The sequence below is a fragment of the Pseudomonas sp. GD04019 genome (assembly GCF_029837695.1).
GTDB lineage: Bacteria > Pseudomonadota > Gammaproteobacteria > Pseudomonadales > Pseudomonadaceae > Aquipseudomonas.
The window spans coordinates 135209-158837 of sequence record NZ_JAOEEA010000010.1; the positions used below are offsets into that span (position 1 = coordinate 135209).

The 23629-nt window shown below is 65.2% G+C and carries 26 protein-coding genes; 18 read left to right on the forward strand and 8 right to left on the reverse strand.

Translation table 11 applies throughout. The features are described from left to right. The first annotated feature begins 63 nt into the window (after positions 1-63). Positions 64-282, forward strand: a complete 219-nt coding sequence (locus tag N7607_RS16840; RefSeq protein WP_279866065.1) for a bacterioferritin-associated ferredoxin — start codon at positions 64-66, stop codon at positions 280-282. Between the two features lie 61 nt (positions 283-343). Here the strand turns inward: N7607_RS16840 and miaE are convergent, their stop codons facing one another. Further along, positions 344-949 (reverse strand): tRNA isopentenyl-2-thiomethyl-A-37 hydroxylase MiaE, encoded by a 606-nt coding sequence (gene miaE, locus N7607_RS16845; RefSeq protein ID WP_279866066.1) that lies wholly within the window; start codon positions 947-949, stop codon positions 344-346. Positions 950-1123: 174 nt separating this feature from the next. On the opposite strand from miaE, the gene N7607_RS16850 reads away from it, so the two are divergent. Then, positions 1124-1987 (forward strand): universal stress protein, encoded by an 864-nt coding sequence (locus N7607_RS16850; RefSeq protein ID WP_279866067.1) that lies wholly within the window; start codon positions 1124-1126, stop codon positions 1985-1987. 146 nt (positions 1988-2133) lie between these two features. Here the strand turns inward: N7607_RS16850 and N7607_RS16855 are convergent, their stop codons facing one another. Next, positions 2134-2610: a DUF1289 domain-containing protein gene (locus tag N7607_RS16855; RefSeq protein ID WP_279866068.1), complete on the reverse strand. Its 477-nt coding sequence runs from the start codon at positions 2608-2610 to the stop codon at positions 2134-2136. 451 nt (positions 2611-3061) lie between these two features. On the opposite strand from N7607_RS16855, the gene acnB reads away from it, so the two are divergent. The 7 genes from acnB (at position 3062) to alaC (ending at position 11227) form a co-directional block, all read left to right on the forward strand. Continuing rightward, positions 3062-5671: a bifunctional aconitate hydratase 2/2-methylisocitrate dehydratase gene (gene acnB / locus N7607_RS16860; protein ID WP_279866069.1), complete on the forward strand. Its 2610-nt coding sequence runs from the start codon at positions 3062-3064 to the stop codon at positions 5669-5671. A 119-nt stretch (positions 5672-5790) separates the two neighbouring features. After that, the gene (locus N7607_RS16865; RefSeq protein WP_137972613.1) at positions 5791-6000 is read left to right on the forward strand and encodes a YgdI/YgdR family lipoprotein; all 210 of its coding nucleotides are present in this window, start codon (positions 5791-5793) and stop codon (positions 5998-6000) included. Positions 6001-6100: 100 nt separating this feature from the next. Next, a complete protein-coding gene (locus N7607_RS16870; protein WP_279866070.1) occupies positions 6101-6310 on the forward strand; it encodes a YgdI/YgdR family lipoprotein in 210 nt (69 codons plus the stop codon). 163 nt (positions 6311-6473) lie between these two features. Continuing rightward, the gene (locus tag N7607_RS16875; RefSeq protein ID WP_279866071.1) at positions 6474-7688 is read left to right on the forward strand and encodes a CmpA/NrtA family ABC transporter substrate-binding protein; all 1215 of its coding nucleotides are present in this window, start codon (positions 6474-6476) and stop codon (positions 7686-7688) included. Positions 7689-7708: 20 nt separating this feature from the next. Beyond that, positions 7709-8287 (forward strand): ANTAR domain-containing response regulator, encoded by a 579-nt coding sequence (locus N7607_RS16880; protein ID WP_137972610.1) that lies wholly within the window; start codon positions 7709-7711, stop codon positions 8285-8287. Positions 8288-8449: 162 nt separating this feature from the next. Further along, positions 8450-9796, forward strand: a complete 1347-nt coding sequence (locus tag N7607_RS16885) for a pyridoxal-dependent decarboxylase (RefSeq protein ID WP_279866073.1) — start codon at positions 8450-8452, stop codon at positions 9794-9796. Between the two features lie 192 nt (positions 9797-9988). Further along, positions 9989-11227 carry an alanine transaminase gene (alaC, locus tag N7607_RS16890; protein WP_279866075.1) on the forward strand — a complete coding sequence of 413 codons (1239 nt, stop codon included), beginning with the start codon at positions 9989-9991 and terminating at the stop codon, positions 11225-11227. A gap of 70 nt (positions 11228-11297) precedes the next feature. On the opposite strand, the gene N7607_RS16895 is transcribed toward alaC, so the two are convergent. Continuing rightward, positions 11298-11684 carry a hypothetical protein gene (locus N7607_RS16895; RefSeq protein WP_279866076.1) on the reverse strand — a complete coding sequence of 129 codons (387 nt, stop codon included), beginning with the start codon at positions 11682-11684 and terminating at the stop codon, positions 11298-11300. 133 nt (positions 11685-11817) lie between these two features. Between N7607_RS16895 and N7607_RS16900 the strand changes: the two genes are divergently transcribed. The 5 genes from N7607_RS16900 (at position 11818) to N7607_RS16920 (ending at position 15926) form a co-directional block, all read left to right on the forward strand. Next, entirely contained in the window at positions 11818-12129 is a 312-nt protein-coding gene (locus N7607_RS16900; RefSeq protein ID WP_061904031.1) for a hypothetical protein, read from the forward strand. Between the two features lie 362 nt (positions 12130-12491). Next, positions 12492-13775 carry a CmpA/NrtA family ABC transporter substrate-binding protein gene (locus N7607_RS16905; protein ID WP_279866079.1) on the forward strand — a complete coding sequence of 428 codons (1284 nt, stop codon included), beginning with the start codon at positions 12492-12494 and terminating at the stop codon, positions 13773-13775. 14 nt (positions 13776-13789) lie between these two features. After that, entirely contained in the window at positions 13790-14635 is an 846-nt protein-coding gene (gene ntrB / locus N7607_RS16910) for a nitrate ABC transporter permease (RefSeq protein ID WP_279866081.1), read from the forward strand. A 10-nt stretch (positions 14636-14645) separates the two neighbouring features. After that, the gene (locus tag N7607_RS16915; RefSeq protein WP_279866082.1) at positions 14646-15437 is read left to right on the forward strand and encodes an ABC transporter ATP-binding protein; all 792 of its coding nucleotides are present in this window, start codon (positions 14646-14648) and stop codon (positions 15435-15437) included. A gap of 114 nt (positions 15438-15551) precedes the next feature. After that, a complete protein-coding gene (locus N7607_RS16920; RefSeq protein ID WP_279866083.1) occupies positions 15552-15926 on the forward strand; it encodes an MAPEG family protein in 375 nt (124 codons plus the stop codon). Here N7607_RS16920 and N7607_RS16925 read toward each other — a convergent pair. Together N7607_RS16925 and N7607_RS16930 are read right to left on the reverse strand one after the other, a co-directional pair. Then, positions 15898-16761, reverse strand: coding sequence for an alpha/beta fold hydrolase (locus tag N7607_RS16925; RefSeq protein WP_279866085.1), 864 nt, complete (start codon positions 16759-16761; stop codon positions 15898-15900). The two genes, N7607_RS16920 and N7607_RS16925, sit on opposite strands and share 29 nt — an antisense overlap. Positions 16762-16889: 128 nt before the next feature. Next, positions 16890-17084: a hypothetical protein gene (locus N7607_RS16930; protein ID WP_279866087.1), complete on the reverse strand. Its 195-nt coding sequence runs from the start codon at positions 17082-17084 to the stop codon at positions 16890-16892. Between the two features lie 246 nt (positions 17085-17330). Between N7607_RS16930 and N7607_RS16935 the strand changes: the two genes are divergently transcribed. After that, positions 17331-17498, forward strand: a complete 168-nt coding sequence (locus N7607_RS16935) for a DUF2897 family protein (protein WP_137972600.1) — start codon at positions 17331-17333, stop codon at positions 17496-17498. Between the two features lie 23 nt (positions 17499-17521). After that, on the forward strand, positions 17522-18283 hold the full coding sequence (locus N7607_RS16940) for a CPBP family intramembrane metalloprotease (protein WP_279866088.1): 762 nt from the start codon (positions 17522-17524) through the stop codon (positions 18281-18283). Here N7607_RS16940 and N7607_RS16945 read toward each other — a convergent pair. From N7607_RS16945 to N7607_RS16955, 3 genes are all read right to left on the reverse strand, one after another. Then, positions 18234-19013, reverse strand: a complete 780-nt coding sequence (locus tag N7607_RS16945) for an amino acid ABC transporter substrate-binding protein (protein ID WP_279866089.1) — start codon at positions 19011-19013, stop codon at positions 18234-18236. The genes N7607_RS16940 and N7607_RS16945 overlap by 50 nt on opposite strands. Positions 19014-19137: 124 nt before the next feature. Then, on the reverse strand, positions 19138-19935 hold the full coding sequence (locus N7607_RS16950; RefSeq protein ID WP_347881176.1) for a transporter substrate-binding domain-containing protein: 798 nt from the start codon (positions 19933-19935) through the stop codon (positions 19138-19140). Between the two features lie 100 nt (positions 19936-20035). Further along, positions 20036-20659 (reverse strand): TetR/AcrR family transcriptional regulator, encoded by a 624-nt coding sequence (locus N7607_RS16955; protein WP_279866129.1) that lies wholly within the window; start codon positions 20657-20659, stop codon positions 20036-20038. Between the two features lie 178 nt (positions 20660-20837). Between N7607_RS16955 and N7607_RS16960 the strand changes: the two genes are divergently transcribed. Further along, positions 20838-22631 (forward strand): DUF1446 domain-containing protein, encoded by a 1794-nt coding sequence (locus tag N7607_RS16960; RefSeq protein WP_279866092.1) that lies wholly within the window; start codon positions 20838-20840, stop codon positions 22629-22631. 134 nt (positions 22632-22765) lie between these two features. Beyond that, the gene (locus N7607_RS16965) at positions 22766-23629 is read left to right on the forward strand and encodes an SDR family oxidoreductase (RefSeq protein ID WP_279866093.1); all 864 of its coding nucleotides are present in this window, start codon (positions 22766-22768) and stop codon (positions 23627-23629) included.

A 23629-nucleotide genomic window follows, 5' to 3' on the forward strand; every position in this document is an offset into this window, starting at 1 on the left:
AGCATTCTCATTAACATTAGTATCCGACCCCAAGAGCAACCCCACACCACTTCGAGTCTGTCCATGTACGTTTGCCTCTGCCAGGGTGTTACCGACGGTCAAATCCGCGAAGCCATCTACGAAGGCTGCTGCAGCTATCGTGACGTGCGCGAGAGCCTCGGCGTGGGTACGCAGTGCGGCAAGTGCGCCTGCCTGGCCAAGGAAGTGGTGCGCGACACCCTGAGCGAAGTACAGAGCAGCCAGGCCGCCCTCGCCTGCCAAGCCAGCTTCGTCGCCGCCTGATCCTGCAAATACGAAAAAGCCGGACCTCGAGTCCGGCTTTTTTATGCCCGCAAGATGACGATCAGGCCTGCGGCACACCGCTATGAAAGCGGAACTCCTGGTCCGGCGACTCGATCAGCTCGCGCTCGGCCTCGCGCACCCGCTCGATCACCCGCACCACGTCGGCCTCCTCGCCGTACTGGTAGGCCAGCTTGAGATAGCCCTGGAAGTGCCGCGCCTCGGATTTCAGCAGGCCGCCGTAGAACTTGCCCAGTTCCTCGTCCAGATGCGGCACCAGCGCCTCGAAGCGCTCGCAACTGCGCGCCTCGATAAACGCGCCCACCACGAGGGTGTCGACCAGCTTCTGCGGCTCGTGGTTGCGCACCAGCTTGCGCAGGCCAGAGGCATAGCGCGACGCCGACACCGGGCGCAGCTCGATGCGCCGCTTCTTCATGATGCGCAGCACCTGCTCGTGATGCACCAGTTCCTCGCGGGCCAGGCGCGACATGAAGTTGATCAGGTCCAGTTCCTGGCCATATTTGGCCATCAGCGCCATGGCCGTGGAGGCCGCCTTGTACTCGTTGTTCTTATGGTCGATCAGCAGCGTCTCCTGATCGGCCAGGGCCGCCTGCACCCAGGCAGCGGGGGTGGGACAGGCAAGAAACTGATGGATTTCAGGCAGATTCACGGCGAACGATCCAGAGGTAACGGCAACGGCCAGTTGGCACCGGCAGCAAGGGCGGGCCATTATACGGATGAAGGCGCGCGGGGCCAGCCGGGCCGTGATGCAGGTCAAGACCGCCGCCAGCGGCCGCCTCTATAGTGGGCTGCATCAAAGCACTTCAAGCACAGGGAGACGCTCATGCAAGCCATACGCAGCATTCTGGTGGTGATGGACCCGCAGCAATCCGAGGGCCTGGCACTCAAGCGCGCCAAGCTGATCGCCGGCGTGACCCAGTCGCACCTGCACCTGCTGGTCTGCGACAAGAAGGGCGAGCACGGCGCCTACCTCGCCGAGCAGCAGGCCAGCCTGCAACAGGAAGGCTACAGCGCCACCATTCAGCAGGCCTGGCACGACGGCCTCTACCAGACCATCGTCGCCGTGCAGCAGGCCGAAGGCTGCGGCCTGGTGATCAAGCAGCACGTGCCGGACAACCCGCTGAAGAAGGCCCTGCTCACCCCCGAGGACTGGAAGCTGCTGCGCTACTGCCCGAGTCCGGTGCTGATGGTCAAGACCAGCACGCCCTGGACCGGCGGCATCATTCTCGCCGCGGTCGACGTTGGCAACGGCGACTCCGAGCATCGCACCCTGCACTCCGGCATTGTCAGCAACGGCTATGACATCGCGCACCTGGCCAATGGCAGCCTGCATGTGATCAGCGCCCACCCCTCGCCGATGCTCTCCGCGGCCGACCCGACCTTCCAGCTCAAGGAAACCATCGAGGCGCGCTACCGCGAGCAGTGCAAGGCCTTCCAGGCCGAGTACGACGTCAGCAACGAGCGCCTGCATGTGGAGGAAGGCCCGGCCGACGTGCTTATCCCCTATACCGCTCAGAAGCTCGGCGCGGTGGTCACCGTGATCGGCACCGTGGCCCGCACCGGCCTCTCCGGTGCTCTGATCGGCAATACCGCGGAAGTGGTGCTGGACGCCCTGGAGAGCGATGTACTGGTGCTCAAGCCGGACGACATCATCGCCCACCTGGAAGAGCTGGTCGCCCAGCGCTGATCCACAGCCAGCGGTTAGCCTGGAGGCAATCCAGGGGCGGAATCGCCTACTTCCCGGATTGCATCCGGGCTACGACGCTCAGCGCTGATCCGGCGCACCAACGAAAAAGCCGCCCAAGGGCGGCTTTTTTTATTGATCGGCAATTGTCAGACGCGGCTTTCCACGCCCTCGCGCAGGAAGCGCGGTGCGATGTAACGCTCGTAGTGCGCCTCGGAGAGCAGGAAGAACTCGCGGTCGATAGCCTCACGCAACACCGGCAGCTCCCAGTCGCGGAACTCCGGCAACAGGGCCAGGCCGTAGGCGTCCAGGCGACTGATCAGGCGCGAGGCGCGGGCGATCAGCTGGTAGGCCCAGCAATACTCCGACTGCTCGGGCACGAAGCGCACCTGGTGCTGTTCCAGCTGCGCGCGCAGGCGCCCGGAATCGAACACCTCCACCTTGCCCTGCATCACCTGCACCAGCAGCACTTCGAGGCGCTTCCACACCGCACGCTTCTCGTCGTCGCCGTAGGCGTTCCAGTTCACCACCTCGTGATGGAAGCGCTTGCAGCCGCGGCACACCAGGTCGCCGTAGACGGTGGAGCAGAGGCCGACGCAGGGCGTCTTGATGCGTTGATTGGACATATGAGGCAGGTGCGGCACGGCAAAAACAGGCCGGTCATGATAGCGGCTCACCCTGGCAGGGTCATCATGACCAACCAGACCTTTTTCGACTTTCCAGACAAACGACGGACAGTAACCCAAGAGGCCGATTGGATCGGGGTTTGCGCTTAACTTTGGCGTCCCGTTCCAGTAGAATCGGACCGCCTTTTTAGGCGCCGATGTCCGTCAGAAGCTGTTTTCAAAGCGTCACGAGCACAGTTGATCCGCCAGGAACGTCGTTGGCGCCGGGTTCAGTGAACCCTGCGCCAGCCCTCATCATTCCCGCTCCTGCGGCGTAAAACTTTGAAAGCAGCTTCTAGTATGAGGCTATCGACACACCGGCCAGTGCACTCACAAAGTGCAGCGGCGCGGCGTGCGATGGCTTTAGGATGAGCGTTGCGGGCCGCCGCGACTACTGATGAGGGTAATAACTGTGCTTGAAGCCTATCGCAAACACGTAGAAGAGCGTGCCGCCCAAGGGATCGTTCCCCAGCCGCTGAACGCCGAGCAAACCGCAGGCCTGGTCGAGCTGCTGAAGAATCCCCCGGCTGGCGAAGAAGCCTTCCTCGTCGACCTGATCACCAACCGTGTTCCGCCAGGCGTGGACGAAGCCGCCTACGTCAAGGCCGGTTTCCTCTCCGCCGTGGCCAAGGGCGAAGCCAGCTCCCCGCTGATCAGCAAGCAACGCGCCGTTGAGCTGCTGGGCACCATGCAGGGCGGCTACAACATCGCCACCATGGTCGAGCTGCTGGACAACGCCGAGCTGGCCGAAGTCGCCGCCGAGCAACTCAAGCACACCCTGCTGATGTTCGACGCCTTCCACGACGTCGCCGAGCGTGCCAAGAAAGGCAATGCCAACGCCAAGGCCGTAATGCAGTCCTGGGCCGACGGCGAGTGGTTCGTCAACCGCCCTGCCGTTCCGGAAAAAGTCACCCTGACCGTGTTCAAGGTCACCGGCGAAACCAACACCGACGACCTGTCGCCGGCCCCGGACGCCTGGTCCCGCCCGGATATCCCGCTGCACGCCCTGGCCATGCTGAAAATGGCTCGCGACGGCATCAACCCGGACGCCCCCGGCTCCGTGGGCCCGATCAAGCAGATGGAAGCCCTGAAAGCCAAAGGCTTCCCGGTTGCCTACGTCGGTGACGTAGTCGGTACCGGCTCCTCCCGTAAGTCCGCCACCAACTCGGTGCTGTGGTTCTTCGGCGATGACATCCCGAACGTGCCGAACAAGCGCGCCGGTGGTTTCTGCTTCGGCACCAAGATCGCCCCGATCTTCTACAACACCATGGAAGACGCCGGCGCCCTGCCGATCGAATTCGACTGCACCAACCTGGCCATGGGCGACGTCATCGACGTGTATCCGTACAAAGGCGAAGTGCGCCGTAACGGCAGCGATGAGCTGGTCACCAGCTTCCAGCTGAAGACCGACGTGCTGCTGGACGAAGTCCGCGCCGGCGGCCGTATCCCGCTGATCGTTGGCCGCGGCCTGACCGAGAAGGCCCGCGCCGAGCTGGGTCTGACTCCGTCCACCCTGTTCAAGAAGCCGGTCGCTCCGGCCGACAGCGGCAAGGGCTTCACCCTGGCCCAGAAGATGGTCGGTCGCGCCTGCGGCCTGCAGGAAGGCCAAGGCGTACGCCCGGGCACCTACTGCGAGCCGAAGATGACCACCGTCGGCTCCCAGGACACCACCGGCCCGATGACCCGCGACGAGCTGAAGGACCTGGCTTGCCTGGGCTTCTCCGCCGACCTGGTGATGCAGTCCTTCTGCCACACCGCAGCCTATCCGAAGCCGATCGACGTCAACACCCACCACACCCTGCCGGACTTCATCATGACCCGCGGCGGCGTATCCCTGCGTCCGGGTGACGGCATCATCCACAGCTGGCTGAACCGCATGCTGCTGCCGGACACCGTCGGTACCGGTGGTGACTCGCACACCCGCTTCCCGATGGGCATCTCCTTCCCGGCCGGTTCCGGCCTGGTGGCCTTCGCCGCCGCCACCGGCGTCATGCCGCTGGACATGCCGGAGTCCGTACTGGTGCGCTTCAAGGGCAAGCTGCAGCCGGGCATCACTCTGCGTGACCTGGTCCATGCCATCCCCTACTACGCCATCCAGCAGGGCCTGCTGACCGTCGAGAAGAAGGGCAAGATCAACGCCTTCTCCGGCCGCATCCTCGAGATCGAAGGTCTGGACGAGCTGACCGTTGAACAGGCCTTCGAGCTGTCCGACGCCTCGGCCGAGCGCTCCGCCGCCGGTTGCACCATCAAGCTGCCGGAAAAGGCCATCGCCGAGTACCTGCGTTCCAACATCACCATGCTGCGCTGGATGATCGGCGAAGGCTACGGCGATGCCCGTACCCTGGAGCGTCGCGCTCAAGCGATGGAAGCCTGGCTGGCCAACCCGCAACTGCTGGAAGCCGACAAGGACGCCGAATACGCCGAGATCATCGAAATCGATCTGGCCGACGTCAAGGAGCCGGTGCTGTGCGCGCCGAACGACCCGGACGACGCCCGCCTGCTGTCCACCGTCGCCGGTGAGAAGATCGACGAAGTGTTCATCGGTTCGTGCATGACCAACATCGGTCACTTCCGCGCTGCCGGCAAGCTGCTGGACAAGGTCAAGGGCGGCATTCCGACCCGTCTGTGGCTGGCTCCGCCGACCAAGATGGACGCCCACCAGCTGACCGAGGAAGGCTACTACGGCATTTACGGCAAGGCCGGTGCGCGCATGGAAATGCCGGGCTGCTCGCTGTGCATGGGTAACCAGGCGCGCGTACAGACCGGTTCGACCGTGGTGTCCACCTCGACCCGTAACTTCCCGAACCGCCTGGGCGACGCCACCAACGTGTACCTGGCCTCTGCCGAACTGGCAGCGGTCGCCTCGATCACCGGCAAGCTGCCGACCGTCGAGGAGTACATGGAGTACGCGAAGAACATCGACAGCATGGCTGCCGACGTCTATCGCTACCTGAGCTTCGATCAGATCGCCGAGTTCCGCGAAGCCGCTGCCAACGCCAAGATCCCGGCCGTACAGATCTAAGCGTTACTGCAACAAAAAGCCCCGCCTAGTGCGGGGCTTTTTTTATGGAGCGAAACCGCGGGTGCCGTGGTCGGATTTTCTGAAGCCCTTCGCGGGCACCCTTTCATAAGGAGTTCACCATGAAACCCTGGATTCTTGCTCTGCTCTGCGTGTTCGGCCTAACCGGCTGCGCCACCGACTACATCATCGCCACCACCGACGGCCAGATGCTCAGTTCCGAGGACAAGCCGGAGATCGACGATGAAACCGGCCTGATCACCTACGAGGACGCCGAAGGCAACGAGCAGCAGATCCCGCAGAGTTCGGTGAAACAGATCATCGAACGCTGACCAGACCGGCCCGCTTCGGCGGGCCGCGACCTTTTGTGCACTTGCCAGACGGAACGCAACGGGAATAGCGTGACGGTACCTGCCTCACTAGGAGTACCTCATGAAACATTGGCTTCTCGCATTCTTCTGTCTTGCCGCGCTGACCGGCTGCGCCAGCGAATACCTGCTGGTTACCACGGACGGCCAGATCCTCACCAGCGATGGCAAACCCGAACTGGACGACGACACCGGCATGTACGAGTTCGAAGACAGCGAAGGTCGCAAGCAACACATCCCGCAGAACCAGATCAAGCAGATGATGGAGCGCTGAAAGCGTCCCATCCGCTGCGCCCGTCGTGCTGGCATATGGCTTGCTAAGTCCTATGCAGCAGAGCCTCCTTCAACGGCGGAGTGGCTCACAGACAATGGCGTCGCTTCCGGCCATTCGCTGATGGCAGAAGCGGCGCCTTTTTGTTCAACGGCGGAACAAAGACATGACTGATAGCAACAACACCCGCAGCGACGCCCTGGCCTGGGTCGCCGGCAGTGATGCCCCGGAAAAAAGTGCACTGAACCTGGGCTTCATGGCCTTGACCGATTCCGCATCGCTGATCGTCGCAGCCACCCAGGGCTTCGCCCAGCCCTACGGCCTGACCCTCAACCTGCAACGCCAGACCTCCTGGGCCGGCCTGCGCGACCGCCTGCTGAGCGGCGAGCTGGACGCCGCCCAGGCCCTGTATGGTCAGGTCTACGGCATCCACCTGGGTCTCGGCGGCAGCGCCACCGAGATGGCCATCCTCATGGGGCTGTGCCAGAACGGCCAGGCGCTCAATTTGTCGCAGCCGCTCAAGCAGGCCGGTGTGACCAGCGGCGAGGCACTGGCCGCACGCGTGCGCCAAGGTGGTGCAAAGCTGACCTTCGCCCAGACCTTCCCCACCGGCACCCACGCCATGTGGCTGTACTACTGGCTGGCCGCCCAAGGCATCCATCCGCTGGAGGACGTCAACACCGTGGTGGTACCGCCTTCACAGATGGTCGCCCACCTGCGCGCCGCGCGTATCGACGGTTTCTGCGCCGGCGGCCCCTGGGGTGCACTGGCGTTAGAAGAGGACCAGGGCTTCACCCTGGCCACCAGCCAGAACATCTGGGCCGACCATCCGGAGAAGGTGCTCGGCGTCACCCGCGAATTCGTCGAGCAGTACCCCAACACCGCACGCGCCCTGACCATGGCCGTACTGGAGGCCAGCCGCTTCATCGACGAGAGCGAAGAGAACAAGCGCAGCACCGCGCAGCTGATCAGCAGCAGCGAATACGTCGACGCACCGCTGTCGGCCATCCAGCCGCGCTTCCTCGGCCAGTACGAGGACGGCCTCGGCCACGCCTGGCTGGACGCTCACCCGTTGCGCTTCTTCGCCGACGGCGCGGTGAACATGCCCTGGCTGTCAGACGGCATCTGGTTCCTCACCCAGTTCCGCCGCTGGGGCCTGCTCAAGGACGACCCCGACTACCTCGCCCTGGCAAGGCAGATCCACCAGTTGGACATCTACCGCAGCGCCGCCGAAGCCCTGGGCATCCCGGTGCCGGAAATGCCCATGCGCCGCTCCACCCTGCTCGACGGCAGCGTCTGGGATGGCAGTGACCCGGCCGGCTATGCCCGCTCGTTCGCCATCCATGCGCGCGCCGACAGCGCCGCCGCCATCGCCCTGTAACGGACCGAGACACACGCACGATGCTACGCATACTCCTGATCAACGATACCCCGAAGAAGGTCGGCCGCCTGAAGAGCGCCCTGATCGAGGCCGGTTTCGAGGTGATCGACGAATCCGGGCTGACCATCGACCTGCCCGAGCGGGTCGAGGCGGTACGCCCCGATGTCGTGCTGATCGACACCGAATCCCCGGGCCGCGACGTGATGGAACAGGTGGTACTGGTGACTCGCGACCAGCCACGGCCGATCGTCATGTTCACCGACGAGCACGACCCGCAGGTGATGCGCCAGGCCATCCAGTCCGGCGTCAGCGCCTACATAGTCGAGGGCATCCAGGCCGACCGCCTGCAGCCGATCCTTGATGTGGCCATGGCCCGTTTCGAGAGCGACCAAGCCCTGCGCGCCCAGCTGCAAGCCCGCGACGAGCAGCTGGCCGAGCGCAAGCGCATCGAACTGGCCAAGGGCCTGCTAATGAAGATGAAAAGCTGCAACGAGGAAGACGCCTACACCCTGATGCGCCGGCAGGCCATGAGTCGCCAGCAGAAGCTGATCCAGGTGGCCGAGCAGATCATCGCCATGCACGACATGTTGGGGAACTGAACCACCAAGCGTGGCGACTGTACTGCCTGCGAAGGCCACTGTATCGGCTCACTCCAGCATCACCATGGCACTGTAACGCTCAACTCGGCCAGCGCCTGTATCTGCCGGCCCGTTGTGCCACTCGGCTAGGGTAGATCCATCTTTCCCTGCCGAGTACGCACCATGAAGGAACGCCAGTTGCTGGCCGAGGCCGACCGCCGCGCCCTCGCCTATTTCGACGGCAGCGCTCAGCGCAGGGTGTACCCGGACGATGACGCCATCGCCGCCCTCAGCGCCTTCGAGCAACCGCTGCCGGAGTCCGGCCAGGATGCCCAACGGGTACTGCAGCAGCTCGACGAACTGGGCTCACCGGCCACGGTGACCAGCAATGGCCCGCGCTACTTCGGCTTCGTCATCGGTGCCACCCTGCCGGCCGCCGCGGCCGCCGAACGCATGGTGCTGGCATGGGACCAATGCGCCTCATCCTTCGACAACTCGCCCATTGCCGATCGCCTGGAAAAGGTCGCCGGCCGCTGGGTGTGCCAGGCCCTGGGCCTGCCGAGCGATAGCGCCGTGGGCTTCGGCACCAGCGCCACCGCCTGCACCCTGGCCTGCCTCTCCGCCGCACGCCACACCTTGCTGGCTCGCCAGGGCTGGGACTTCGACGCCGATGGCCTGATGGGCGCCCCGGAAATCCGCGTGGTGCTCTCCGAGACCGCGCATATCACGGTGAAGAAGGCCCTGCGCGTGCTCGGCTTCGGCATGAACCGCCTGCACTATGCGCCGGTAGACGAGCACGGCCGCATCGACCCGGCACGCCTGCCGGCGCTGGACGAGCGCACCCTGCTGATCCTGCAGGCCGGCGAGGTCAACACCGGCGAGTTCGACCGCTTCGCCGAGCTGATCCCCAAGGCCCGTGCCGCCGGCGCCTGGGTGCATGTGGACGGCGCCTTCGGCCTGTGGGCCCGGGCCTCCTCGAAGGCCGAGCTGGCCGAGGGCGTGGAACTGGCCGATAGCTGGACGACCGACGGCCACAAATGGCTGAACACGCCCTACGACAGCGCCATGGCCATCTGCCGCGACGCCGATGCCCTGGCCGCGGCGATGAACAGCGATGCCGCCTATGCCACGGCGAGCAAGGACGCACAGAAGAACCTGACTTTGGAATTCTCCCGCCGCGCCCGTGGCATAGCCATCTGGGCGGCGCTGGCCAGCCTCGGCCGCGATGGCCTGCGCGAGCTGATCGACCGCCATATCCGCCAGGCCGGCGAGCTGGCGGAAACCCTGCGCGATGGCGGCTACCAGGTACTCAACCGGGTGGTGCTCAACCAGGTGCTGGTACGCGGCGACTCGGATGAGCAGACGGCCGCCATCCGCGAGGCGGCGCAGAACTCCGGCGAGGTCTGGTTCGGCCCGACCGTCTGGCAGGGGCGCCCGGCTTTTCGCCTGAGCCTCAGCTCCTGGCGCACCGAGGATCGGCATGTCCACGCCCTGGCGGAACTGCTGTTGCGTCTGAAACGCCAGCTCTGAGCCGCTCGCCGCAGCGCAAAAGCGCTGCCCTATCAGCTAGGCGTGGCCCCAGGAAGAACCGACTGCACCGCTCATTTGCCCGTGAACTGCTCTGGACAGCGGCGGACCCGCCCCTTATCTTCGCCCCAGGCCACACGCATGTGGCCTGCGTCGCTCGGACGGTTCCGGGCGCTTACGTACTCCGAGGAAAGCATGGCTGACAATGCCAAGCGCCGCTTTGCGCGCATCGATCGTCTCCCCCCCTACGTTTTCAATATCACCGCCGAACTGAAGATGGCCGCCCGCCGCCGTGGCGAGGACATCATCGACTTCAGCATGGGCAACCCCGATGGCGCCACGCCGCCGCACATCGTCGAGAAGCTGGTGCAGGTCGCCCAGCGCGAAGACACCCACGGCTACTCCACTTCCCGCGGCATCCCGCGCCTGCGCCGCGCCATCTCGCGTTGGTACAAGGATCGTTATGAGGTCGAGATCGACCCGGAAAGCGAAGCCATCGTCACCATCGGCTCCAAGGAAGGCCTGGCGCACCTGATGCTGGCCACCCTGGACCATGGCGACACCGTGCTGGTGCCCAACCCCAGCTACCCGATCCACATCTACGGCGCGGTGATCGCCGGCGCCCAGGTGCGTTCGGTACCGCTGGTGCCCGGTGTGGACTTCTTCGCCGAGCTGGAGCGGGCCATTCGCGAGGCCATCCCCAAGCCGAAGATGATGATCCTCGGCTTCCCCTCCAACCCCACCGCCCAGTGCGTGGAGCTGGACTTCTTCGAGCGCGTGGTGGCCCTGGCCAAGCAGTACGACGTGCTGGTGATCCACGACCTGGCCTACGCCGACATCGTCTACGACGGCTGGAAGGCCCCCTCGATCATGCAGGTGGAAGGTGCCAAGGACATCGCCGTGGAGTTCTTCACCCTGTCCAAGAGCTACAACATGGCCGGCTGGCGCATCGGCTTCATGGTCGGCAACCCGGAGCTAGTCAGCGCCCTGGCGCGGATCAAGAGCTACCACGACTACGGCACCTTCACTCCGCTGCAGGTGGCGGCCATCGCCGCCCTGGAAGGCGACCAGCAGTGCGTGCGCGACATCGCCGAACAATACCGCCAGCGCCGCAACATGCTGGTCAAGGGCCTGCATGAGGCGGGCTGGATGGTGGAGAAGCCCAAGGCCTCCATGTACATCTGGGCCAAGATTCCCGAGCCCTATGCCCACCTGGGTTCGCTGGAGTTCGCCAAGAAGCTGCTGCTGGAGGCCAAGGTCTGCGTATCGCCGGGCTTGGGCTTCGGTGACTACGGCGACGACCATGTGCGCTTCGCCCTGATCGAGAACCAGGACCGCACCCGCCAGGCCATTCGCGGCATCAAGGCGATGTTCCGTGCCGACGGCCTGCTGCAGCCGCCAGCGGCCAAGTCGCGCAAGGCCCAGGTCGATTGAGCCCAGTGCGATGAAAAAAAGGCCTCGGCGGAGATTTCCGCTGGGGCCTTTTCGTATCAGCCGCTTTCCATCAGCCGGAGTAATCCAGTGCGGTCCAGGCACGCCCCAGACCGCTGGCGATCATGCAGCCCGGCCGCTCCAATGCTTCATCACTGCTCTGCGCCAGGCGGGTCACCTCGCCCTCGCCATCGCGCTCGGTCAGCCATTGCAGGCGCCCGCAATTGGGCGTGTCGATCACGTAACTGGCGGCGATCAGCGAGTTTTGCCCCGGCAGGCGAACCACATCGAGCACCCTGCCCGCCTCCTCCACCCGCTTGCCGTCGCGCACCAGCACGGCCCAGGCCTCGCCGCCCTCGATCACCAGATAGGCGCCATTGGCCCTGGGTTGCTCCAGCTGCGGCTGGGCACAGCCCGCCAGCAAGGCCAACAGCAGAATTGTCATCAGCTTGTGGTGCATATAGGCAGCTCCTGTTCCGGCTTCGGTCTCGATGATCTCGACGGCGCTTGAGCTGTACTATTATCCAGCAGTGTTTATTTGTACAGTATTTTTCGTTTACTCTTTCGCGGCCACGGACCCAAGGAGATCGACCATGCTGGACGTACTGCAGCTGAAGAACAAAGTGAACCAGATGCCCCTGGAGAGCATCCGCGCCACGGTAGACGAGCTGCGCCTGGAGGGCCTGGTCACCGGCAGCAAGACGCCCTTCAAGCGCGTGCACTTCAACACCTGCTTCGCCGAGATCGAGGCCCTGCTGCAGCGCGCCGGCTATCACCGCCAGGTGGATGTGGTGGGCTACCAGGGCCAGGCCTATGCGCTGTTCGACCCCGGCCGCTGGGAGGCGGTGGAAGTGCTGCGCTGGCTCAAGGAATACGTCGAGGAGGCTCAGCGCCAGCGCGTCTGAAACAACGCGCCACCGAACCAAAAGCGCTCATGATCGTGCGGGCACGGCCCCCGCACGGTGCAGTTCCGCCCTATTCGCAAGCCTCGGCCGAAGTTCTTCGCCACGCCCGCCACCTCGGCTAAGTCGCTGATTCGCAAACACTCTCTCCTCGCTGGAACAGCCTGAATCGCTATCCGTGGCGCTCACGCGGACGGGCTCTGGGAAAACCTGGCAAGGCCCTTGCAAAACTCCTCGCAGATTCCAGCGCAGCACACCAACGGCGGTGAGCCGTGGATCACGGACAACGGCGTCCCTCAGGGCTCCTCCCCCATCGGGAGCTCTGGCGGACGCCGTTTCTATTTGCCCATGCAAGGAATACCCCCATGAGTGATCGTGATTCGAACAAGCCCGTCGATAGCAGCCGCCGCAACTTCCTCAAGCAGTCCATCGCCGTTGCCGGCACCGTCGGCGGCATCGCCGCCCTCGGCCTGTCCGCCCCCGGCTTCCTGCGCAGCGCGGCCTATGCTGCCGGCTCCGATGCGCCGGAAAAGGCCGCACTGAAGATCGGTTTCATCCCGCTGACCGACTGCGCCTCGGTGGTGGTCGCCGCCACCCAGGGCTTCGCCGCCAAGTACGGCCTGACCATCACCCCGAGCAAGGAGGCCTCCTGGGCCGGCGTACGCGACAAGCTCAACACCGGTGAGTTGGATGCCTCCCACGTGCTCTACGGCATGATGTACAGCTCGCAACTCGGCGTCGCCGGCCCGCAGAAAGACATGGCGGTGCTCATGGGCCTGAACCAGAACGGCCAGGCCATCACCCTCTCCAAGCAGCTCAAGGAAGCCGGCGTCACCACCGGCGAGCAACTGGCCGCGCATATCAAGAAGGGCGGCAATCCGCTGACCTTCGCCCAGACCTTCCCCACCGGCACCCACGCCATGTGGCTGTACTACTGGCTGGCCAGCCACGGCATCAACCCCTTCACCGACGCCAAGACCATCACCGTACCGCCACCGCAGATGGTCGCCAACATGCGCGTCGGTAACATGGACGGCTTCTGCGTCGGCGAGCCCTGGGGCGCGCGGGCGATCTTCGACAAGATCGGCTTCACCGCCACCACCACCCAGCAGATCTGGGCCGACCATCCGGAGAAGGTGCTGGGATGCTCCCGCGAGTTCGTCGAGCAGAACCCCAACACCGCCCGTGCCCTGGTCATGGCCATCCTCGACGCCAGCCGCTTCATCGAGGCCAGCGCCGAGAACAAGAAGGCCACCGCCAAGCTGATTGCCGGCAAGGCCTACGTCAACGCGCCGGCCGAGGTGATCGAGCAGCGCTTCCTCGGCCACTACGAGGACGGCCTCGGCAACAGCTGGCAGGACCAGCACGCCATGGCCTTCTGCAAGAACGGCAGCGTGAACTTCCCCTACCACTCCGACGCCATGTGGTTCCTCACCCAGTTCAAGCGCTGGGGCCTGATCAAGGACGACCCGGACTACGCCGGCCTGGCCGCCAAGGTCAACCAGACCAAGCTCTACACCGAGGCCGCCAGTGCCCTGGGCATCGCCGTGCCAAGCAGTCCGCTGCGCAGCAGCACGCTGATCGACGGCAAGGTCTGGGACGGCAGCAACCCGGCCGCCTACGCCGCGTCATTCGCGATCAAAGCCTGAGTTCGGAGGTGAGCATGAACGCGCCACTGAAAACACCGCTACAAGTCGCTCCCAGTGTGGCTCCGCGTCAGGCTTTGCCTGGCGCGGAGGCGCTCGCCAGCCTGGTCAAGGCGGTGATTCCCCCACTGCTCGGCATCGCCCTGTTCATCGGCGTGTGGGCGCTGATCGCCGCGCGCAGCGAGGGCCTGCCGGGCCCGCTGTCGACCTGGCACTCGGCCGTCGAACTGTTCGCCGATCCGTTCTACGACAACGGTCCCAACGACATGGGCATCGGCTGGAACATCCTGCATTCGCTCGGTCGCGTCGGCGTCGGCTTCGGCCTGGCGGCGCTGATCGGCATTCCGCTGGGCTTCGCCATCGGCCGCTTCGCCTTCCTCGCCGGCATGCTGTCGCCGATCATCAGCCTGCTGCGCCCGGTGTCGCCGCTGGCCTGGCTGCCGATCGGCCTGCTGGTGTTCGAGGCCGCTGGGCCTGCCTCGATCTGGGTGATCTTCATCAGCTCGATCTGGCCGATCATCCTCAACACCGCGGCCGGCGTGGCCAGCGTGCCGCAGGACTATCTGAACGTCGCCCGCGTGCTCAAGCTCTCGGAGTTCAAGGTGCTGACCCGCATCCTGTTCCCCGCCGTGCTGCCGCATCTGATGACCGGCATCCGCCTGGCCATCGGCGTGGCCTGGCTGGTAATCGTCGCCGCCGAGATGCTCACCGGCGGCACCGGCCTGGGCTTCTGGGTGTGGGACGAGTGGAACAACCTCAACGTCGAACACATCCTCATCGCCATCATCATCGTCGGCCTGGTCGGCCTGGCCCTGGAGCAGGCGCTGCTCCTGCTGGCCAAGCGCTTCGACTACGCGAGCTAAGGAGACCGCCATGGACAAGTTCGTCGAGCTGACCGGCGTCAGCAAACACTTCGATACCAAGAAGGGCCGCTTCCAGGCCCTGACCGACGTCAACCTGAGCATCGCCAAGGGCGAGTTCGTCTCGCTGATCGGCCACTCCGGCTGCGGCAAATCCACCGTGCTCAACCTGATCGCCGGTCTGCTGGAGGCCAGCGAGGGCGGGCTGATCTGCAACGGTCGCGAGATCGACGGCCCCGGCCCGGAGCGCGCCGTGGTATTCCAGAACCACAGCCTGCTGCCCTGGATGACCTGCTTCGGCAACGTCCACCTGGCGGTGGAGCGGGTGTTCGGTAGCAAGGAGAGCAAGGCCCAGCTCAAGGAACGCACGGCCGCCGCGCTGCACATGGTCGGCCTCGACCATGCCACGCACAAGCACCCCAGCGAGATCTCCGGCGGCATGAAGCAGCGCGTGGGCATCGCCCGCGCGCTGGCCATGGAGCCCAAGGTGCTGCTGATGGACGAGCCGTTCGGCGCGCTGGACGCACTGACCCGCGCCCACCTGCAGGACGAGTTGCTGCGCATCGTCGGCCAGACCCACAGCACGGTGGTGATGGTGACCCACGACGTGGACGAGGCGGTGCTGCTGTCGGACCGCATCGTGATGATGACCAACGGCCCGGCGGCAACCATAGGCGATATCGTCCAGGTCGAGCTGGATCGTCCACGCGACCGCCTGGCCCTGGCCAACGACGCCCGTTACCACGAGTACCGCACGGCGGTGCTGGAATTCCTCTACCAGCGCCAGCAACGCCCCGCCGCCTGAACCAGACAGCTCGACAACGCCCGGCCCTGTGCCGGGCTTTGTCGTTTTCTCCTCTTCTCCAAAGAAGCGACAGAGCCTAGTCTGGGTCCGATAACAACAACTAGAGGAACCACCATGCTCTACAGCCTGTATATCGCCGCCATCCTGGCGCTGCTGCTGATCGGCCTGTCGCTCAACATCTCGCGCCTGCGCATGCGCCACCAGGTGGCCTTCGGCGACGGCGGCAAGCCGGACCTGATCAAGGCCGTGCGCGCCCACGGCAACAGCCTGGAGCAGTCGATGCTGTTCATCGTGCTGCTGTATCTCGGCGAGGCGACCGGCCAGATCGGCGGGCCGCTGACCGCCGCCCTCGGCTTCGCCTTCATCATGCTGCGCCTGCTCTACTGCACCGGCCTGTTCGCCCGCATCCTGCTGTTGCGCCAGGCCAGCCACGCGCTGACCATGCTGGTGCTGCTGGCGGTCACCCTGCTTCTGCTGATTCCGCACTGAAGCGCTGCAAGCGCCGCAGCCAACTATCGACGCAGTCGACCACGCTTTGCGGCGCCTTCAGCCAGGCGCTGTGCGGGTTCTCCTCGGGCGGCCGTGGCGAGGCCAACTGCTCGATATGCGGCTGCGCCTGGATCAACTCGGCCAGCCCCAGGGTGGAGGCCGGCGGAGCGAACTGGTCGCCCTCCATCTGGATGTACAACGAAGCCACCCGGCTGCGCGGCGCCGGGGCCAGCGGCAGTCCCAGGTGGCGGTAGTGACCGCTGAAGGCCACCCAGCCCCAGTCCTGCATCAGCGAACGCGCCTCGTGGCCGCCGAATCCCAGGCGGCGCCCCGGTAGGTAGCCGAGCACAGTGACGATCAGGCCGAAAAACAGCGCCACGCTGGGCGTGAGCAGCTTGCCTAGGCCGCTCCAGTGGCGATAGTGGATATTGCCGCAGGCCACGCCCACCACCGGTACCGGACTGTCCGGATGGGCCGCGGCGTACAGCGTGGCGATGTGTCCACCCAGGCTATGACCGAGCAACACCGGCGCGGCCTGGGGGAAGTGGCGCCGGGCCAGGACGATCAGCTTGGGTAGAAACTCTTCCACCAGCTGCCGATAGCCGTAATCGAAGCGACGATTGGGCCGCGGCTGGCTCTCGCCCTGCCCCGGCCAGTCGGCCACCAGCACGTTGTAGCCAGCCGCCACCAGGCGCTGGGCCAGGCCCTCATACTTGCGCGCGGTAACGCCCAGCGCCGGCAGCACTACCAGGGTATGGGCTGCTGCGGAAGTGGCGGAATAAAGGGTGACCGGGCAATGGAACTTGCCATCGGCGAACTGCACGGCATCGACCATGGCGTTTCTCCTGCGTGTATTGCGGCGAATCTAGAGCAACTGCTCTAGAAACTCCATAAGCCAAATCGCAGGCAAAAAGAAGCCGCGAGATCGCGGCGGGGAGAGGTTAGCCAGAAGCAGCACCTGAATTAGGGTCGATGTTGCACCTCTTGTGTGACAGGCGTGTGACTGGGTAGCGGCGGCAGATCGTGCGGCGCCTGCAGGCGCTCCTGCAGGCGTTCGACGAACAGGCCGGCGTCTGCCCGGGAACGGAACGGCACATCGCAAGCGCCCAGCTTGACGATCCAGCCGCGGTTGGCGGCCTCGGTCACGGTGATATCCATGGTGTCCCCTCTTCAGAAATGAGTCAGGCCAGGCGAGCTTAGGCCCGCCGCTCTTGCGCGCAAAAGTTCGAATTCGTCTATCCACATAACTGATCGAGCTGAATCGCCAAGGCGCAGCGGCGGCTCTGCCATGCACCTTTTCCGGCCACAAGCGCAGCGGCGTGCGAACCGCATTCAAGCAGCGCCAGGTTGCCGCCATGTGACAGCCGGCGCTATGGTGGTGCCTCCAACCTCAAGGAGAAGCTCATGCCCTGGTACGCCTGGCTGATCATCATCCTGGCCCTCGGCTCCATCCTCGGTAGCTTGCTGTTGCTGCGCGACAGCGCGCGCAAGCTGCCGCTGACCGAGGAACAGCTCAAGCGCATTCACGAACGCAACGCGGAAATGGATGCCAAGGACGCCCAGGACCGCTGATTCCCTGCCGACAAGGACGTTGCATGCCGCCGTTGCACCTGCGTTTGCTCCTGCCCATGCTGGCACTCGGCATGGGCATCGCCCTGGGCTTTATCGAGCCGCTGGGTGTGGCGCTGAGCGCCGTCTTCATCGCCTGGGTGCTGTTCGCTGAAACGTATTTGCCACGCTGGCTGTGGTGGAGCGGCGGATTGCTCGGTGGCATCGCCCTGGCGGCGCATCTGCTGCCCGGTTTCCAGCCGATGCCACTGTGGCCGCCACTCCAACTCAGCGAGGATGCCCCGCCCTATGCCCTGCGCCTGTCCTGGGACAAGCTGCTGCTCGGTTTGACCTTGCTGGCCTGGTGGCTGGGCCAGCCATCCCGGCCGGCCGTAGGTCCGCGCCTGGCGCTGCTGGCCGGCCTGATCACGCTCCTCGCCGTGCCGTTGGCCGCCCTGGCGCTCGGGCTGGTCGGCTGGCAGCCGAAATGGCCGCAGCAGCTCTGGCTATGGTTGGCAGTGAATCTGGGAGTGGCGGTGTTGGCGGAGGAGCTGTTGTTTCGCGCCTGGCTGCAACCGGCACTGGTGGCGCGCCTGGGCACCTTTGGCGGGCTGATCGCTACCGCCCTGCTGTTCGGCGCCGCGCACCTGCCGTTCAGTCCAGTGTTCGCCCTGGTGGCGCTGCTGGCCGGCCTCGGCTACGGCCTGGTCTTCCACTACAGCGGCCGGCTATGGCCGGCCGTGGCGCTGCATGGAGCGGTCAATCTGACGCATGTGCTGTTGCTGAGCTACCCGCTACGTTCGGCCTGACGTCGATGCCGTAGGGCGCGAAAATCTGCTGCAGCTGGCCGTTGTCGCGCAGGATCTGCATGGTCGTACGGAAGTCTTCGGCACTGATCGGTGCCCGCGGGCTGAGGATCGCGTAGTGGCGGTAGCGCTGGTCTTCCCAGTCCGAAATCAGCAACTGCTGTTGCAGCTGCGGCTGCTCGCGCAGGCGTGCACCGAGCCAGGAACGGGTGATGGGCGCCACATCGGCACGCCCGCGCAGCACCAGGTTGAGGTTGCTCTCGTGGGAGTAGGTGAGCACCGCGTTGAAGTTCTGCTCCAGCCACTTCGGATCGTTGTTGAAGCCGGCGAAACCATAGTGGTAGCCGTTGAACAGGGCCATGCGCTTGCCCATCAGCTTGTCGAAGTAGCGCTGGTCGCGACCCGGCTCGGCGCGGGCCACCAATATCTCGGCATCCTCCAGGCCCAGGTCGACGCGCGTGCCGGAGATGCCCTGCCAGTTCCAGTCGGGGTTTTCGAAGATGGCGACATGGAAGCGCGCCTGACGGAAGTCGTCGAAGCGGCGATTGAGCGAGGTGGCGCGCAAGGCGAAGCGATGTTCGCTCTGGGCTTTGTTGAGGGCGTCGACCAACTCACCGAGCAGACCGTTATGCGGATTCGACTCGGGCTTGATCACGTAGGGTGGGAAATGTACTGCGGCGATCAATACCTCGTCCGCCGCACCGACGCCTGTGCTGAACAGCGCTGCCAACACCAGCAAAGCGCCTGGCAATCCCTGTCGACGCCGATACATATTGACCTCATAGACAACCGAGCTGAGCGAAGACTAGCCCAGGGCCACCACGGCGTAAATGGAGAAAAATCCGTGGCCCGCCGGCTCAGCGTGGCATCGGGTCGGCGCGTTCGTCGCCAGCCTCTGCCGCCGCCATCACGAAATAGCGCTGGAGCAGCTCGCCGAGCTTGCCGCTGCGCTGCAACTGGCCGAGCAGGCTCTCCAGGCGCACCCCATCGATAGGGCCCTGAGGACGCAGCAACGCATGGTGGCGGTAAACCTGATCGGTACGCTCGGACACCAGCAACTGCCGTCCTTCCTGCGGATGCTCGCGCTGGTAGATACGCAGGTAGGAACGGGTCACCACGCTGATATCCACCCGGTCATGCAGCAGCATCAGCAGGTTGCTGTCGTGGGAATAGGTGAGTACCGCATTGAAGGTACGGGTCAGGTATTCCTGGTCGGCGTTGTAGCCGGCGAAGCCATAGTGATAGCCGTTGTACAGGGCCACGCGCTTGTCGCCGAGGCTGTCGAAGAAGCTCTGATCGCGGCCGTGCTGGTTGCGCGCCACGTAGACCTCGGCATCGGCGATCTGCAGGTCGAGCTTGTCCACGGGTGTGTTCTGCCAGCCCCAGTCCGGCGACTCGAACAGGATCAGGTCGTAGCGCGCCTGGGTCAGGTCGCGATAGCGGCGGGTCACCGAGGTCGGCACCAGGTCGAAGCGGTAGTCGCTCTGCGCGCTATTCAACGCGGCCAGCAGCTCGGGCACCAGGCCCTCGGGCGCGGCGCTTTCCGGCTTCACGATATAGGGCGGGAAGTGATACGCGCCGACACGCACAGGCTGCTCGGCGACGGCAGGGAATGCGCAGAGAACCAGAGTGATCAGCAGCGAACGGAGGAGCACTGGCAACGCGGTTACCTCGAAGGGGAAAGCCAGGTGTCCGGCTCATCCTTGTAGCCGCGACTGGCCATGGGCCAGTGCTGCTAGCAGCTTAGCCTATTAGTCAGCTTTTCTTGAAGACCAGGGCCAGCGCTTCTTCGGCCAGCTGGTCCAGGGTGATCTTGCCATCCGGGCGGAACCAGGTGGTGGTCCAGCTCAGCGCACCGGTGAGGAAACGGCGCAGCACGAACGGATCGGCGTTGAAGTAGCCGGCATCGCGGGCATCGCTGAGCACATCGAGCCAGATCTGCTCGTAGGTGTCGCGCAGGCTGAGGATGTAGGCCTGGCTCTCCTCGGACAGCGAGCGCCATTCGTAGACCAGCACGCCCATGGCCTCGCCGGTGCCGCCCATGATCGACTGCAACTCGCAACGGATCAGGCCCAGCACCCGCTCGCGCGTGTCCGACGATTCGGCCAGTGCGGCGCGCATCAGCGCGGTGTTGTAGACGATGGTTTCCTCCATCACCGCCTTGAGGATCTCGTCCTTGCTCTTGAAGTGGTGAAAGATGCTGCCGGACTGGATACCGACGGCGCTGGCCAGATCGCGCACCGTGGTGCGCTCGTAGCCCTTGCTGCGGAACAGGTGGGCGGCGGTCTGCAGCAGCTTGCCGCGGGCGCTTTCCGGATCGGTCAGCTCGGCGCGGGCCACCAGCTCCTGCATCACTTTTCGGGCTTTCTGTTCGTCCAGACTCATTGCATCCCCACGTGGTAACTCACTGCGTCGCGCATTGTACGCAAGCTGGCGAATTTAGGGCCTGCCAGGCGACCAAGCAAGCGCTCGGGATAAAAGTTGCCAAAAGACTTTTCAACCAAGCGCTTGCTTGGTAGTGTTCGCCTCATCTTTTCGCTGCCGCGAGAGCTTCGTCATGAGCAAGACCATCCGCATCGGTTGTGCCTCCGCGTTCTGGGGCGACACCTCCACCGCCGCCGCTCAACTGGTACGCAGTACCGAGCTGGACTACCTGGTGTTCGACTACCTGGCCGAGATCACCATGTCGATCATGGCCGGGGCGAAGATGAAGAAGCCGGACGAGGGCTACGCCACCGACTTCGTCGAGGTGCTCGCCCCGCTGCTCGGTGAGATCGCGCAGAAGAAGATTCGCGTGATCAGCAACGCCGGCGGGGTCAACCCGAGCGCCTGCGCCGCCGCCCTGAGCAACGCCTGCGCCAAGGCCGGCATCGATCTGAAGATCGCCGTGCTGCACGGCGACAACCTGCAACCCAAGCTCGGCGAACTGGCCAAGGCCGGCACCGTGGAAATGTTCAGCGGCGCGCCGCTGCCGCCCATGTGCGTGTCGGTCAACGCCTACCTCGGCGCGCCAGGCATAGTCGAAGCGCTGAAGCTCGGCGCCGATATCGTCATCACCGGCCGTGTGGTCGACAGCGCCGTGGTCAGCGCCGCCCTGGTGCATGAATTCGGCTGGGCCTGGAACGACTACGACAAGCTGGCCCAGGCCGCCCTCGCCGGCCACATCATCGAATGCGGCGCGCAGTGCACCGGCGGCAACTTCACCGACTGGCGCGATGTGCCGGACTACGAGCACATCGGTTTCCCGGTCATCGAAGTGCAGGCCGACGCCAGCTTCGTGGTGAGCAAGCCCGAAGGCAGCGGCGGCCTGGTCAGCGTGCTGTCGGTGGGCGAGCAGATGCTCTACGAGATCGGCGACCCGCGCGCCTATCTGCTGCCCGACGTGGTCTGCGACCTCACCCAGGTACAGCTCGAGCAGGTCGGCGCCAACCGCGTCCAGCTCAAGGGCGCCCGCGGCCTGGCGCCGACCGGCCAGTACAAGGTCAGCGCCACCCACCCGGACGGTTTCCGCTGCACCGCCAGCTGCCTGATCGCCGGCATCGACGCCGTGGCCAAGGCCGAGCGCGTCAGCCAGGCGATCATCAGGAAGACCGAGGAAATCTTCGCCGAGCGCGGCTGGGGCCCCTACCGCGAAGTGAACATCGAGTTGCTCGGCGCCGAGGCCACTTATGGGCCCCACGGCCAGCGCAAGGACACCCGCGAGGTGGTGATCAAGCTCGGCGTGCGCCACGCGAAGAAAGAAGCCCTGATCCTGTTCTCCCGCGAGATCGCCCAGGCCGCCACCGGCATGGCGCCGGGCCTGACCGGTATCGTTGGCGGGCGCCCCACCGTGTACCCGGTGATCCGCCTGTTCAGCTTCCTGGTCGACAAGTCCGCCTGCGAACTGGCCGTCGAGATCAACGGCGAGCGCAGCGCGGTCGCCCTGCCCCGCATCGACGCCTTCGACCCGGCGCAGATCGCCGACGAGATCGCCGTGCCCGCCCCCGCCGGCCAGGCCGACGCCAGCGTGCCGCTGGTCAAGCTCGCCGTGGCCCGCTCCGGCGACAAGGGCAACCACAGCAATATCGGCGTGATGGCGCGCAAGCCCGAATACCTGCCATGGATCGCCGAGGCGCTGGGCAAGGAAGCCGTGGTCGACTGGATGAGCCACGTGCTCGACCCGCAGATCGGCCGCGTCGAGCGCTGGTACCTGCCGGGCAGCCACAGCCTCAACTTCCTGCTGGAGAACGCCTTGGGTGGCGGCGGCGTGGCCAGCCTGCGCATCGATCCGCAGGGCAAGGCCTTCGCCCAGCAGTTGCTGGAATTCCCGGTGCCGGTGCCGCAGGCACTGGTGAACGAACTGCAGGACTGATCCGTGGGAGCGGCCTTGGCCGCGATGAGCCAGCGCAAAAAGCATCGCGGCCAAGGCCGCTCCCACAAAACAGATTGCACGCTGGGTGACGGCCAAGGCCGCTCCCACAACGACCGACGAGGACGATAACAACAATGGCATACGACTCAGTCTTCAAGCCCGGCCTGTTCACCGGCCAGACCATCCTGGTCACCGGCGGCGGCAGCGGCATCGGTCGCTGCGTGGCCCACGAGCTGGCATTCCTGGGTGCCCATGTGGTGCTGGTCGGGCGCAAGCTGGAGAAGCTGGAAAGCACCTGCGGCGAGATCATCGAAGACGGCGGCAGCGCCAGCTTCGCGGTCTGCGATATCCGTGAGGAAGAAGCGGTCAAGGCCATGGTCAAGGCGGTGATCGCCGAGCGCGGACCGATCCATCACCTGGTCAACAACGCCGGCGGCCAGTTCCCCGCGCCGCTGGTGTCGATCAACCAGAAAGGCTTCGAGACCGTGGTGCGCACCAACCTGGTCGGCGGCTTCCTGATCGCCCGCGAGGTGTTCAGCCAAAGCATGAGCAAGACCGGCGGCAGCATCGTCAACATGCTCGCCGACATGTGGGGCGGCATGCCCGGCATGGGCCACTCCGGCGCTGCCCGCGCCGGCATGGAGAACTTCACCAAGACCGCCGCCTACGAATGGGGCCACGCCGGTGTGCGGGTCAACGCCGTGGCACCGGGCTGGATCGCCTCCAGCGGCATGGACACCTACCCCGAGTCGATGAAGAACATGATCCGCTCGCTCAAGGATCATGTGCCGCTGCAGCGCATCGGCACCGAGTCGGAGGTGGCCGCGGCCATCGTCTTCCTGCTCTCCCCCGGGGCCAACTTCATCAGCGGCAACACCATCCGCATCGACGGCGCCGCCAGCCAGGGCACCCGTGCCTGGACCCTGGGCAAGGCGAAGAACAGCGAGTCCTACAACGGCTTCCACCGGGCCTATGTGCCCGATGTACTGAAGGATTAA

Excerpts from the sequence above, each read along its gene's own strand:
- N7607_RS16880 (WP_137972610.1), top strand. The coding sequence starts at position 7,709 with ATGCTACGCATACTCCTGATCAACGATACCCCGAAGAAGGTCGGCCGC.
- N7607_RS16930 (WP_279866087.1), bottom strand. The coding sequence starts at position 17,084 with ATGGATATCACCGTGACCGAGGCCGCCAACCGCGGCTGGATCGTCAAG.
- N7607_RS16885 (WP_279866073.1), top strand. The coding sequence starts at position 8,450 with ATGAAGGAACGCCAGTTGCTGGCCGAGGCCGACCGCCGCGCCCTCGCC.
- N7607_RS16855 (WP_279866068.1), bottom strand. The coding sequence starts at position 2,610 with ATGTCCAATCAACGCATCAAGACGCCCTGCGTCGGCCTCTGCTCCACC.
- N7607_RS16840 (WP_279866065.1), top strand. The coding sequence starts at position 64 with ATGTACGTTTGCCTCTGCCAGGGTGTTACCGACGGTCAAATCCGCGAA.
- N7607_RS16850 (WP_279866067.1), top strand. The coding sequence starts at position 1,124 with ATGCAAGCCATACGCAGCATTCTGGTGGTGATGGACCCGCAGCAATCC.
- N7607_RS16905 (WP_279866079.1), top strand. The coding sequence starts at position 12,492 with ATGAGTGATCGTGATTCGAACAAGCCCGTCGATAGCAGCCGCCGCAAC.
- N7607_RS16915 (WP_279866082.1), top strand. The coding sequence starts at position 14,646 with ATGGACAAGTTCGTCGAGCTGACCGGCGTCAGCAAACACTTCGATACC.
- N7607_RS16960 (WP_279866092.1), top strand. The coding sequence starts at position 20,838 with ATGAGCAAGACCATCCGCATCGGTTGTGCCTCCGCGTTCTGGGGCGAC.
- N7607_RS16965 (WP_279866093.1), top strand. The coding sequence starts at position 22,766 with ATGGCATACGACTCAGTCTTCAAGCCCGGCCTGTTCACCGGCCAGACC.
- N7607_RS16870 (WP_279866070.1), top strand. The coding sequence starts at position 6,101 with ATGAAACATTGGCTTCTCGCATTCTTCTGTCTTGCCGCGCTGACCGGC.
- N7607_RS16865 (WP_137972613.1), top strand. The coding sequence starts at position 5,791 with ATGAAACCCTGGATTCTTGCTCTGCTCTGCGTGTTCGGCCTAACCGGC.
- N7607_RS16895 (WP_279866076.1), bottom strand. The coding sequence starts at position 11,684 with ATGCACCACAAGCTGATGACAATTCTGCTGTTGGCCTTGCTGGCGGGC.
- ntrB (WP_279866081.1), top strand. The coding sequence starts at position 13,790 with ATGAACGCGCCACTGAAAACACCGCTACAAGTCGCTCCCAGTGTGGCT.
- N7607_RS16875 (WP_279866071.1), top strand. The coding sequence starts at position 6,474 with ATGACTGATAGCAACAACACCCGCAGCGACGCCCTGGCCTGGGTCGCC.
- N7607_RS16925 (WP_279866085.1), bottom strand. The coding sequence starts at position 16,761 with ATGGTCGATGCCGTGCAGTTCGCCGATGGCAAGTTCCATTGCCCGGTC.
- N7607_RS16900 (WP_061904031.1), top strand. The coding sequence starts at position 11,818 with ATGCTGGACGTACTGCAGCTGAAGAACAAAGTGAACCAGATGCCCCTG.
- alaC (WP_279866075.1), top strand. The coding sequence starts at position 9,989 with ATGGCTGACAATGCCAAGCGCCGCTTTGCGCGCATCGATCGTCTCCCC.
- N7607_RS16935 (WP_137972600.1), top strand. The coding sequence starts at position 17,331 with ATGCCCTGGTACGCCTGGCTGATCATCATCCTGGCCCTCGGCTCCATC.
- N7607_RS16940 (WP_279866088.1), top strand. The coding sequence starts at position 17,522 with ATGCCGCCGTTGCACCTGCGTTTGCTCCTGCCCATGCTGGCACTCGGC.
- N7607_RS16920 (WP_279866083.1), top strand. The coding sequence starts at position 15,552 with ATGCTCTACAGCCTGTATATCGCCGCCATCCTGGCGCTGCTGCTGATC.